The 11,856-nt window shown below is 39.8% G+C and carries 11 protein-coding genes, 11 tRNA genes and 1 pseudogene; 22 read left to right on the forward strand and 1 reads right to left on the reverse strand.

Annotation, left to right across the window (positions count from 1 at the left end; translation table 11 throughout):
• The first annotated feature begins 48 nt into the window (after positions 1-48).
• The 11 genes from BLS46_RS08805 to BLS46_RS08855 all read left to right on the forward strand — a co-directional run bounded on the left by BLS46_RS08805 (position 49) and on the right by BLS46_RS08855 (position 1,009).
• Positions 49-119 (forward strand) — tRNA-Gly (locus BLS46_RS08805).
• A 34-nt stretch (positions 120-153) separates the two neighbouring features.
• Positions 154-227, forward strand: a tRNA-Ile gene (locus BLS46_RS08810).
• Between the two features lie 11 nt (positions 228-238).
• Positions 239-310, forward strand: a tRNA-Glu gene (locus BLS46_RS08815).
• Positions 311-315: 5 nt separating this feature from the next.
• Positions 316-405 (forward strand) — tRNA-Ser (locus BLS46_RS08820).
• A 12-nt stretch (positions 406-417) separates the two neighbouring features.
• Positions 418-491: transfer RNA gene (locus BLS46_RS08825), tRNA-Met, on the forward strand.
• A 3-nt stretch (positions 492-494) separates the two neighbouring features.
• Positions 495-567: transfer RNA gene (locus tag BLS46_RS08830), tRNA-Phe, on the forward strand.
• A 14-nt stretch (positions 568-581) separates the two neighbouring features.
• Positions 582-662: transfer RNA gene (locus BLS46_RS08835), tRNA-Tyr, on the forward strand.
• A gap of 11 nt (positions 663-673) precedes the next feature.
• Positions 674-744, forward strand: a tRNA-Trp gene (locus BLS46_RS08840).
• A 14-nt stretch (positions 745-758) separates the two neighbouring features.
• Positions 759-831 (forward strand) — tRNA-His (locus BLS46_RS08845).
• 13 nt (positions 832-844) lie between these two features.
• A tRNA-Gln gene (locus BLS46_RS08850) sits at positions 845-916 on the forward strand.
• Positions 917-925: 9 nt separating this feature from the next.
• Positions 926-1,009: transfer RNA gene (locus tag BLS46_RS08855), tRNA-Leu, on the forward strand.
• A gap of 72 nt (positions 1,010-1,081) precedes the next feature.
• On the opposite strand, the pseudogene BLS46_RS08860 reads toward BLS46_RS08855, so the two are convergent.
• Positions 1,082-1,333 (reverse strand): annotated as a pseudogene (locus BLS46_RS08860) (tyrosine-type recombinase/integrase); the annotation flags it as partial.
• A gap of 171 nt (positions 1,334-1,504) precedes the next feature.
• Between BLS46_RS08860 and BLS46_RS08865 the strand changes: the two are divergent.
• From BLS46_RS08865 to BLS46_RS08915, 11 genes are all read left to right on the forward strand, one after another.
• Positions 1,505-2,161, forward strand: coding sequence for a hypothetical protein (locus BLS46_RS08865; protein ID WP_093587083.1), 657 nt, complete (start codon positions 1,505-1,507; stop codon positions 2,159-2,161).
• Positions 2,158-2,967 (forward strand): Nmad3 family putative nucleotide modification protein, encoded by an 810-nt coding sequence (locus BLS46_RS08870; RefSeq protein ID WP_093587019.1) that lies wholly within the window; start codon positions 2,158-2,160, stop codon positions 2,965-2,967. The genes BLS46_RS08865 and BLS46_RS08870 overlap by 4 nt, the downstream gene beginning before the upstream one ends.
• A gap of 38 nt (positions 2,968-3,005) precedes the next feature.
• Positions 3,006-3,203 (forward strand): hypothetical protein, encoded by a 198-nt coding sequence (locus BLS46_RS08875; protein ID WP_093587021.1) that lies wholly within the window; start codon positions 3,006-3,008, stop codon positions 3,201-3,203.
• Between the two features lie 522 nt (positions 3,204-3,725).
• Complete coding sequence (locus BLS46_RS08880) at positions 3,726-5,003, forward strand: glutamate-cysteine ligase family protein (RefSeq protein WP_093587023.1); 1,278 nt, start codon at positions 3,726-3,728, stop codon at positions 5,001-5,003.
• 75 nt (positions 5,004-5,078) lie between these two features.
• Complete coding sequence (gene thrC / locus BLS46_RS08885) at positions 5,079-6,563, forward strand: threonine synthase (protein ID WP_093587025.1); 1,485 nt, start codon at positions 5,079-5,081, stop codon at positions 6,561-6,563.
• A 60-nt stretch (positions 6,564-6,623) separates the two neighbouring features.
• Complete coding sequence (locus tag BLS46_RS08890; RefSeq protein WP_093587027.1) at positions 6,624-7,904, forward strand: MATE family efflux transporter; 1,281 nt, start codon at positions 6,624-6,626, stop codon at positions 7,902-7,904.
• A gap of 3 nt (positions 7,905-7,907) precedes the next feature.
• Positions 7,908-8,528 (forward strand): HAD family hydrolase, encoded by a 621-nt coding sequence (locus tag BLS46_RS08895; protein WP_093587029.1) that lies wholly within the window; start codon positions 7,908-7,910, stop codon positions 8,526-8,528.
• A 165-nt stretch (positions 8,529-8,693) separates the two neighbouring features.
• Entirely contained in the window at positions 8,694-9,881 is a 1,188-nt protein-coding gene (locus BLS46_RS08900; protein ID WP_093587031.1) for a LysM peptidoglycan-binding domain-containing protein, read from the forward strand.
• Between the two features lie 149 nt (positions 9,882-10,030).
• Complete coding sequence (locus BLS46_RS08905) at positions 10,031-10,894, forward strand: DUF2262 domain-containing protein (RefSeq protein ID WP_093587033.1); 864 nt, start codon at positions 10,031-10,033, stop codon at positions 10,892-10,894.
• A gap of 158 nt (positions 10,895-11,052) precedes the next feature.
• Positions 11,053-11,478 carry a MarR family winged helix-turn-helix transcriptional regulator gene (locus tag BLS46_RS08910; RefSeq protein WP_093587035.1) on the forward strand — a complete coding sequence of 142 codons (426 nt, stop codon included), beginning with the start codon at positions 11,053-11,055 and terminating at the stop codon, positions 11,476-11,478.
• Between the two features lie 10 nt (positions 11,479-11,488).
• Positions 11,489-11,851 carry a DUF1304 domain-containing protein gene (locus tag BLS46_RS08915; protein ID WP_093587037.1) on the forward strand — a complete coding sequence of 121 codons (363 nt, stop codon included), beginning with the start codon at positions 11,489-11,491 and terminating at the stop codon, positions 11,849-11,851.
• The last annotated feature ends 5 nt before the right edge of the window (positions 11,852-11,856 follow it).

Here is an 11,856-nt window from a genome sequence, read left to right on the forward strand (position 1 = left end):
CATGTGTCGGCGGTTCGATTCCGTCTCGCGCCATTTTATAATAGTTATGCGGGTGTAGTTTAGTGGTAAAACTACAGCCTTCCAAGCTGTTGTCGCGAGTTCGATTCTCGTCACCCGCTTTGAACTTTGTTCAAATTACCAAGTTTTTAACTTGGGCGCGTAGCTCAGGTGGTTAGAGCGCACGCCTGATAAGCGTGAGGTCGGTGGTTCGAGTCCACTCGTGCCCATTTATGAATATGGTCCGTTGGTCAAGGGGTTAAGACACCGCCTTTTCACGGCGGTAACACGGGTTCGAATCCCGTACGGACTATTTTTGGAGGATTACCCAAGTCTGGCTGAAGGGAACGGTCTTGAAAACCGTCAGGCGTGTAAAAGCGTGCGTGGGTTCGAATCCCACATCCTCCTTTTTATTATTAACGCGGGATGGAGCAGCTCGGTAGCTCGTCGGGCTCATAACCCGAAGGTCGTAGGTTCAAATCCTGCTCCCGCAATTTGGCTCGGTAGCTCAGTTGGTAGAGCAATGGATTGAAGCTCCATGTGTCGGCGGTTCGATTCCGTCTCGCGCCATATACTTATGACTAGGAAGGGTAGCGAAGAGGCTAAACGCGGCGGACTGTAAATCCGCTCCTTCGGGTTCGGGGGTTCGAATCCCTCCCCTTCCATTCCTTTAGTTACGGGCATAGTTTAAAGGTAGAACTAAGGTCTCCAAAACCTTCAGTGTGGGTTCAATTCCTACTGCCCGTGTTTATAGAATTATGGCGGGTGTGGTGAAGTGGTTAACACACCAGATTGTGGCTCTGGCATGCGTGGGTTCGATCCCCATCACTCGCCTATTTTATATTATTGGGGTATAGCCAAGCGGTAAGGCAAGGGACTTTGACTCCCTCATGCGTTGGTTCGAATCCAGCTACCCCAGTTACTATTTGCCGGCGTGGCGGAATTGGCAGACGCGCTGGACTCAAAATCCAGTGTCCGCAAGGACGTGCCGGTTCGACCCCGGCCGCCGGTATAGTAATAAAGACAAGGTTTTTGCACCTTGTCTTTTTTTATCAGTTTTTGTTGAGTTACCAATTTTTCCATTTTAAAATAAATCATCAAGTTTATTAGCCAATGTTTTCTGTTTGCTAGGGTACAAATGAGAATAAGTATCAATTGTTGTTGTAATAGATGCGTGTCCTAATCTTTCTTTGACAACAAGATAATCCTCTCCTTGATTTATAAGTAATGATGTATGAGAGTGTCTCAAATCATGTATTCTTATTTTCTTTAAATCTTTATCCCTTTCTAGTATTTGCTTAAACTTCTTATCAATCATATTTTTTGTAATTGTTATTCCTTGAGGTTATCCGAACGTTAAACTATCTTCAGCATGTATTTACAAAAGAGTATAATCCCTTTCATCAACAGAGCATTTTTGATATACTATATTTAATTAGAATACAAAAACTTTTGGAGAGAAGGAGGTAAAAGAGTGGACAAACAAACCATTTTTTACTGCTATAGAATGACTCATGATTATGGTATCAATCCTTGTGTCTTTACAGAAAATTATGATACAACTCCTCATCTTCTTACCGAAGGAGGATGTATGCTTCAGTTAAGAAGGAATATTAAAAAGAACTGGGCGGATAAAATAAACTCTAAGTCTGTAGATGCTTACATAATGGCTGTAGCAGGGCATTCAAATGATGGGAAAAAATGGAGAGATGATCAAGGAATGTTTATCACTCCAAAATATAATCATCTAATTTTTGTTGCTAAAATTAGTGAAATTTTAACAATGAAAGAATATTTACTTTCTCCAAAATCTAATAATAGAAGAGATGCTTATACTTATCAATGGCTGATTGAAAAGAATGGATTAAACCAATCAAGTTTTATGAATGAAATAGTGATTCTTGCAGACCGTTTTAATTATTTTGGTAAGTCTCCACTTAAAATTCCTAAAGAAATTTTAGACTTTTTTCCGATGGGAGAACGAGCAAGAATGAATGGGAAACCATTCCCAAGATGGAATGCTAAAAATGGATTTTATAATTCGGAAGAGAGATTTACTGATGTGTTAGAATTAATGGAATTTGCTGAAACTATACTAGGTTCACAAAACAAAGTAATGGATTTGCCCTATCATCCATTCTTTATACGAGGAAAAGAATTGTGAAAATAATTTTATCAAGAAAGGGATTTGATTCATCCAATGGTTCCATCCCGAGTCCTATATTACCTGACGGGACGCTACTTTCATTGCCAATACCTGCCAAGTTTGATAGTATCTCTTTTGACGACTTAAACTATAACGGAGTATTATTTTCAGATATCTTAAGACAACTAAAAGGGAAAGAAGATAAAACAAATCATTATAATTGTCATCTTGATCCAGATATAAGAGGAAATCTTAGGAATACTCCTGTTTCTAACTGGAGAGCAGCATTTGGTCAAATTAAAAGCTCACAGGGATTATTAAGAAATCAAAATGTTTCTATCGGCGATCTTTTTCTATTTTTCGGATGGTTTAGACAAACCGAAGGAGATATTTACAACGGAACATTGCATTTTAAAAAAGATGCCCCGGATCTAAATATCATTTATGGTTATTTGCAAATTGGTAATATGATGAATGATAAAGAATCTCTGCAAAATATGTATCCATTTCATCCTCATTCTTGCGACCATATGAGTAATTTGCAATCAAATATGCTTTATATCCCAAGTGAAAACTTATCATTTTTACCTCAAGAAAAAGGATATGGAACTTTTAATTTTCACGATGACAGAGTATTAACAATGAATGGTAAATCAAGAAGTGTATGGAAAGAGATACCAGCGCTTATGCCTGAAAATATAAATGGGAATCATAAAAATTCTGCTAAAGATTGTGGTTTAAAATATTCTGGTATATGGCAAGAAAAAGTTTTGTTAGAAAATGAATTATCAAATTCTTGGGCTAAAGAGTTATTTTTGTTATAATAAAAAAAACACTTACCCTAATTAAAGGAGAAAATAAAATGATTACATTAACTGTTGAAAAAGATTGGACTGGGAAATACACGTTTATAGTTTCGAATGGATTTGATAGTCAAAGTTTGACACCAGGAACATTTGTTTCAGATTTTCAAATCGACCAAGCTAAACAAAACATTCAGTATGCCGGAAGTATTGATGATGGTATTAGAGTAGTAAAAAATACTTTAGGAATTATCTAAAAGAAAAATATTAGAGTCATTTATACAAAAATTAGACCTAATTTATGTCTAGTTTGTTAATATTCCATATACCTCAAATAATCGTACAAGTGTCTCGAATACCTCTGGATGAATATAACCTATTGGGACATATCGTCTATTCTCTGATGATGCTCTTAGAACGATACGGTATGGAGTGTTACCAAAAAGTTACTAAAATTTGAAAAATGAGTCTATTTTGCAAGCTTCAAAAGGCTTAAAACCCTATTAAATCAAGGTTGTAAGATTTAAATAATGTAGTTATGGAACTCAAAATCCAGTGTCCGCAAGGACGTGCCGGTTCGACCCCGGCCACCGGTATAGTATGAAAGACAAGGTTTTCGGACCTTGTTTTTTGATTTAGTGAAGATTTTGATATTTTTCTTTAAGTACAGATAACTGATGAATGATCTTTTTCTTCTTATTCTAGTCATTTTTAGTGTATTTTTGGTATAATATTACTTATTCACAATTTATTTTGATTATGAAAGAGTTTGGTGATTAATGTCTCGGTCTGTTGAACTACTAAAGAAACGTTATTTAAAGAATATAAAAGAGAACCCAGATTTATTTATTGGGGTTGAGCTGGAGTATCCTGTTGTAAATTTAGAGGGTAAGGCTACGGATATTGAGGTTGTTAAGGAACTGTTTCGGTATTTATCTTCTATTCTGAAGTTTACAGTTGAGAAAGTTGATGATTTTGGCAATCCAATTCAGTTACTAGATCTGGTCAGTCAGGATACCATCTTATTTGAAGTTGCTTATACGACCGTTGAGTTTGCCTTTGGTAGGGCTAAATCCATCCAAGAGGTTGAGGAGCGTTTTAGAGACTACATGGATCTGATTCAGAATAAGTTGGGTGAAGCTAATCATGCTATTGTTGGTTCTGGAGTCCATCCATACTGGGAGAAGAATGAGAATCAACCGGTGGCTTATCCCCGCTATCAGATGTTAATGAACTATTTGAAGTTGAGCAGAACCGTTCCAAGAACGGATTTACACGATTATCCACGATATGGTGCTTTTATCTGTGGGAGCCAAGTTCAACTGGATGTTTCAAGGTCTAACTTTCTGCGGGTCATTAACGCTTTTACGCAAATTGAAGCAGCAAAAGCTTATTTGTTTGCCAATTCAGAGTTTTCAGGAGAAGATTGGAATACCAAGATTTCTAGGGATATTTTTTGGGAAGAGTCTATGCATGGGATTTATCCTGAAAATGTAGGTGTTAATGCCAGACTCTTCAAAGATGAGAATGATTTTTTTGATTATCTGAATCACTCTGCGATTTTTACAGCAGAGCGGGATGGTGAAACCTATTATTTTTATCCAATTCGAGCAAAAGATTATTTGACTACACCTGAAATCCAGGCATTTACCCTTAATGGGGATGAGGTATTGATCTATCCTCAGGAGGAGGATTTCCAAACTCATCGTAGTTACCAGTACCAAGACTTAACGACTCGAGGAACAGTTGAGTTTCGTAGTGTGTGTACTCAGCCGCTTGATAGGACTTTTGCTTCTGCTGCCTTTCACTTGGGATTGTTGGTTAATTTAGATCAATTAGAAACTTATTTGCAAAAGGCTCCGTTTTTTACTACAGCTGGTCGTGATTACAAGTCTTTAAGGCGACAATTTTCTAAGAAAAAACTTACAGATCAGGAAGAAACTGCAATTGTTGAGTTTTCAAAAGACTTACTCCTTCTAGCTGAGGAAGGATTGGAGCAAAGAGATAAGCAAGAAATGATTTATTTACAGCCTTTAAAGAAAGAATTGGGATTATAAATTCTCTTATAAAGGGAGAATTTTCTGAAAAATCATGATATAATGGAAGAGACTATAGATAAAGGATAGAGATTCATGACATTAGTTTATCAATCAACGCGTGATGCCAATAATACAGTAACTGCTAGCCAAGCTATTTTGCAAGGTTTGGCGACGGATGGTGGTTTGTTTACACCGCTTACTTATCCAAAGGTAGATTTGGACTTTGAAAAATTGAAAGATGCTTCTTACCAGGAAGTTGCTAAGTTAGTTTTGTCAGCATTTTTAGATGACTTTACTGCAGAGGAGTTGGACTACTGTATCAACAATGCCTACGATAGCAAGTTTGATACTCCATCGATTGCGCCATTGGTGAAACTGGATGGGCAATACAACTTGGAATTGTTCCATGGTTCAACGATTGCCTTTAAGGATATGGCCTTGTCTATCTTGCCATACTTTATGACGACAGCCGCTAAAAAGCATGGTTTAGAGAACAAGATTGTCATTTTGACAGCGACATCTGGTGATACTGGAAAAGCTGCTATGGCAGGGTTTGCGGATGTACCTGATACTGAGATTATCGTTTTTTATCCAAAAGATGGTGTCAGCAAGGTACAAGAGTTGCAAATGACTACTCAGACTGGCGACAATACTCATGTTATCGCTATCGATGGAAACTTTGATGATGCGCAAACCAATGTGAAGCACATGTTCAACGATGTAGCTCTTCGTGAAAAGTTGGCTGCCAATAAACTGCAATTTTCATCAGCTAACTCTATGAACATTGGTCGTTTGGTACCACAGATTGTTTATTATGTCTATGCTTACGCTCAGTTGGTCAAGTCTGGTGAGATTGTGGCTGGTGATAAGGTCAACTTCACAGTACCGACAGGAAATTTTGGAAATATCTTGGCTGCCTTTTACGCTAAGCAAATCGGTCTACCAGTCGGCAAATTGATCTGTGCTTCAAATGATAACAATGTCTTGACAGATTTCTTTAAAACCTGTGTCTATGACAAGAAACGTGAGTTTAAAGTAACAACTAGTCCATCTATGGATATCTTGGTATCTTCAAACTTGGAGCGTTTAATTTTCCATCTTTTGGGGAATGATGCGGTTAAGACAGCTGAACTCATGAATGCCTTGAGTACACAAGGACAATATGAATTGACAGACTTTGATGCAGCGATTCTGGAACTCTTTGCAGCTGAATATGCGACTGAGGAAGAAACTGCGGCAGAAATTAAACGTGTTTATCAAACAGACGCCTATATCGAGGACCCACATACGGCGGTTGCCTCAGCTGTTTATAGAAAATACCAAGTGGCTACTGGCGATGCGACTAAGACAGTGATTGCTTCAACAGCTAGTCCATACAAGTTCCCAGTGGTTGCAGTAGAAGCTGTAACAGGAAAAGCAGGCTTAACTGACTTTGAAGCCTTGGCTCAATTACATGACATTTCAGGAGTGGCAGTGCCACCAGCAGTTGATGGCCTTGAAACAGCTCCAGTTCGTCATAAAACAACAGTGGCAGCTGCTGACATGCAAGCAGCGGTGGAGGCTTATCTAGGACTTTAAGACAGAGGGCGTAAACTCGGTTGGGAAACCAACTGAGTTTCTTTTCATCAGGAGGAGAGATTGTTTAAGAAAAATAAAGAGATTCTTAATATTGCATTGCCAGCTATGGGTGAAAACTTTTTGCAGATGCTCATGGGAATGGTGGACAGTTACTTGGTCGCTCACTTGGGCTTAATCGCTATTTCAGGTGTTTCAGTGGCTGGCAATATTATCACCATTTACCAGGCGATTTTCATCGCTTTGGGAGCTGCTATTTCCAGCGTTATTTCAAAAAGTTTGGGGCAGAAAGATCAGTCCAAGTTGGCTTATCACGTGACAGAGGCTCTCAAGATAACCCTATTGCTGAGTGCACTTTTAGGCGCCTTATCGCTCTTTGCTGGGCAAGAGATGATAGGACTTTTGGGAACTGAGCAGGCTGTGGCCGAGAGTGGTGGACTCTACCTATCTTTGGTAGGCGGATCGATTGTTCTCTTGGGCTTGATGACGAGTCTAGGCGCCTTGATTCGTGCAACGCATAATCCGCGTCTCCCCCTCTATGTGAGTCTTTTATCCAATGCCTTGAATATTCTTTTTTCAAGTCTAGCTATTTTTGTCCTTGATATGGGTATAGCGGGTGTTGCTTGGGGGACTATCTTGTCTCGCTTAGTCGGTCTTGTGATTTTGTGGTCGCAATTAAAACTGCCTTTTGAGAAACCGACTTTTGCTTTAGATAAAGAACTATTGACCTTGGCTTTGCCAGCGGCAGGAGAACGTCTCATGATGAGGGCTGGAGATGTAGTGATCATTGCCTTGGTCGTCTCTTTTGGGACGGAGGCAGTAGCGGGAAATGCAGTCGGAGAAGTTTTGACCCAGTTTAACTATATGCCTGCCTTTGGCGTCGCTACGGCAACGGTCATGCTGGTGGCTCGAGCGGTTGGTGAGGATGATTGGAAAAGAGTAGATAGTTTGAGTAAGCAAACCTTTTGGCTTTCTCTACTTCTCATGTTACCCTTAACTTTCAGTATCTATGCCTTAGGGACACCACTGACTCATCTCTATACGACGGACCCTATAGCAGTCGAAGCTAGCGTGTTGGTGGCACTTTTCTCTCTACTAGGGACTCCCATGACGATAGGAACAGTCATCTATACTGCAGTTTGGCAGGGCTTGGGGAATGCTCGCCTTCCCTTTTATGCAACAAGTATCGGGATGTGGTGTATCCGCATAGGGACAGCCTATCTGATGGGCATTGTTCTTGGTTGGGGCTTACCTGGTATTTGGGCAGGAACACTTTTGGATAATGGTTTTCGCTGGTTATTTCTACGCTACCGTTACCAGCGTTATATGATGTTGAAAGGATAGGAAATGCAAAAAACAGCTTTTATTTGGGATTTAGACGGGACCTTATTGGATTCTTACGAAGCGATTTTGTCAGGGATTGAGGAGACCTTTGCTCAGTTTGCTATTCCTTATGATAAGGAGAAAGTGAGAGAGTTTATCCTCAAATTTTCGGTGCAGGATTTGCTGGAGCAGGTGGCAGAAGAGAGAGATCTGGATGCGGAAGTGCTCAATCAGGTGCGTGCCCAGAGCCTGTCTGAGAAGAATGCTCAGGTAGTTTTGATGCCAGGTGCGCGTGAAGTGCTAATTTGGGCAGACCAAGCAGGAATTCAGCAGTTTGTCTATACTCATAAGGGAGACAATGCTCTTACCATTTTAAGAGACTTGGGGTTGGAATGTTATTTTACAGAAATTCTAACTAATCAGAGTGGTTTTGCGCGCAAGCCAAGTCCAGAAGCGGCGATATATCTGCTAGACAAGTATCAGCTGAATCCTGATAACACCTATTATATAGGGGACCGGACTTTGGATGTGGAATTCGCCCAGAATAGTGGTATTCAAAGCATCAACTTTTTAGAGTCGTCTTATGAAGGGAATCAGAAGATTCAAGCGCTAGAAAATATTCCTTATATTTTTGAGGATAAGTGACGAGAAAATTGTGTCAGTTTTGTGACAGAAACCTAACAAACTATTTCAAGTAATCGAGTTTGTTACAAGGAATAGACAGTTCTATTAAATAGGCCTGAGAGGGCTTTTTTTCTGCTTTCTTTGTGTTATGATAAACAGGTACTCATTTGAAAGGAATATGAACGAATGAAGAAAAGAATTATTTTAGCCTCAACAGTAGCCTTGTCTCTTGCCCCAGTTTTGGCAACTCAAGCAGAGGAGATCCTTTGGACTGCTCGTACCGTTGAGCAAATCAAAAACGATTTGACTAAAACGGACAACAAAACAAGCTATACAGTACAGTATGGTGATACTTTGAGCACCATTGCAGAAGCTTTGGGAGTAGACGTGACGGTTCTTGCTAATTTGAACAAAATCACCAATATGGACTTGATTTTCCCAGATACTGTCCTCACTACAACTGTCAATGAGGCAGAAGAGGTGACGGAAGTTGAAATCCAAACTCCTCAAGCAGATGCTAGTGAAGAAGTGACGACTGCGACCGCTGATTTGACGACGAATCAAGTGACAGTCGATGAACAAACAGTTCAAGTAGAAGATCTTTCTCAACCAATTGAGGAAGTACCAAGTGCAACAGAGACTGAAAAACCAACAGAAGTAGCACCAAGTTCAGAAGTTTCTGAGACAGCGACCGCTGCTGAAGAGATACCATCTACTGAAGCACCTGTAGTTGAAGAAACAGCTGAAACGACTCCAGCAGAAGAACCAGTAGCAGAAACAACTCGTCCGGTTGAAGAAGAAGCTCCTCAAGCAGCGACTCCAGCTACGGAAGAAACGGTAGCAACAACTCCAGCTGCAACACCAGAAACTGAAACGCCTGCTGATACAACGGAAACAAGTGCAACAGAATCAACAACAAATTCTGACACTGCAACTTCGACTTATCAAGCAGAGCAAAGCCAAACTCCTTCAAGAACTTATTCAGCTCCAGCGGCTCCTGACTATGCAGGACTTGCTGTAGCTAAGTCTGAGAATGCTGGTCTTCAACCACAAACTGCAGCCTTTAAAGAAGAAGTAGCCAACTTGTTTGGCATCACATCCTTTAGTGGTTACCGTCCTGGAGACAGTGGCGACCATGGAAAAGGTTTGGCCATTGACTTCATGGTTCCAGTGAGTTCAGCACTCGGAGACCAAATTGCAGAATATGCAGTCAAAAATATAGCTAGCCGTGGTATCAACTATATCATCTGGAAACAACGTTTTTACGCTCCATACGATAGTAAATATGGACCAGCCTACACGTGGAATCCAATGCCAGACCGTGGTAGCGTAACCGAAAACCACTATGACCACATTCACGTATCTATGAATTAAGAATAATAAGAAGCTATACATTTAAAAGTGTAGCTTCTTTTTGTGTAAAATAGTATCAATAAGTGAAATAAAATCTAAAACATGTTAAAATGTAAGCGAATACAAAACTATACTAACGCTTTTAAGCATAGAGAGAAAGGATGAAGTGAATGACAAATCGATTAAAATCTCCATTTGAGAAAACAAGAGATGATTTTGAAGAGGAATTTTGTGGTGAAATTGTCGAATTCTTGATTTTTACCCTCCAAAATGTAACTGGGGCCGCTTCTTTAAAAGATGGTTGTAAAATGCCGTCCGTTCATTTTAAAGCTAGCGTCAATGTTGCAACCCAGGAATTCTCTGAACGTGAGGGACGTTTGGAATGGGTATTGACTCCTGAGGAATTTGAAGAAAAGAGATGGGGCTTTTGTTTTGAACCCTACAAAATTCATCATATCAAATGTCAAAAACGATCCTTCATGGAGTTAGAGCCATATATGTCAGAAGTAGCTAATAACTGCTACCACTTGCTGGAATACCTAGATGACCAATCCTCAGACTCTAGGTTAGAGACCTTGATTGAAACCTATCAAAAACCGGTCATCATTCAAGACGATATTGGCGAATTCACCTTAAACAGAGCCTATTCTTGGTTTGAAGGATTTATCACTTACGAGGGTGGTAAGATTCATGCTATCTTTGCTGCGAGTGCAGATGAAAGTCTCCCTCCAAGTTCTTTTGATGATCTAAAGAAATTTATGGGAACTTTCCAAGTTCAAGATACTCGGATTAAAGACTATATTGTCAAAGAACTGTGGGAAACAGCTCAAGACTGGATAGATTCAGATGAAAATGATGTGGAGTTAACAGAAGAGTATTTTACCAACTCTCTTTCCTTGAGTGAACTATCGATCAACGAAGACGGGGAATTGACCCTCTACTATGATGATAGCGAGGAAATTTTTGCAGGCCATGCCATCGAAGTTGTCATTGATAAAGAGGGAGAAATCCTTCGAGCAGATTTGGTAGGTTAGTGCTGGATTTTATCTAGAATATAGAAATAATAGCCTTTTGGGATTGAAACCAAGAGGCTATTTTTCGTGAGTAAGCAAAATGGTTGCATTTTTAATCTTTCTGTAATATACTTGATAAGTCAATAGTTGATAAATCAAGTGTACGCAAGGAGGTAGAAATGAAAAAAATTAACGACTTACTGTACCAGCTCCATTTAACAGATCAGATGATCACTCAACTTTTTGAGAAACAATTGGGAATTAGTTTGACCCGCTATCAAATCTTGCAGTTTTTACTGCAGCAGTCACCCTGCAACCAGATTGCCGTTCAGGAGAAGTTGCAAATCGACCAGGCGGCCTTGACCCGTCATTTTAAGATACTAGAGTCAGAGGGCTATGTCAGTCGCAAGCGTAATCCGGCCAATCAGCGAGAAGTCTTAGTTGAATTAACCCAAGAAGTCAAGAATCAACTCTTAGTCAGTCCGCCTAAACATCATTTGCGAGTGAAGGAACAGATGGAGAGCATCTTATCGACAGCCGAGCAGAAAGAGCTAACAACTTTACTGACGAAACTAGTGTCAGGTCTAGAAAAAATAGAATTTTAAGGAGAAAACGATGTCAATCATTACTACTATTTTAGCAACCCTTGTTGCCCTCGAACATTTTTATATCTTTTATTTGGAGAGTATGGCAACCCAATCAGATGCAACCAGCCGAGTCTTTAATATGGATAAGGAAGAACTGGCTCGTCCTTCAGTGAGTTCACTGTTTAAAAATCAAGGGATTTATAATGCTTTACTGGGTGTCTTTCTCTTGTATGGGATTTATTTCTCACAAAGTTTGGAAATTGTGACCATCTTTGTTTTATTTGTGCTTGGTGCAGCGACCTACGGTTCTCTGACAGCAGACAAGAAGATTATTCTGAAGCAAGGTGGACCCGCTATTTTGACTCTGCTGAGTGTGTTGCTTTTGAAATAAGAAAA

It is taken from the genome of Streptococcus sp. NLAE-zl-C503 (assembly GCF_900104285.1).
In the GTDB taxonomy this organism is placed as follows: Bacteria; Bacillota; Bacilli; order Lactobacillales; family Streptococcaceae; genus Streptococcus.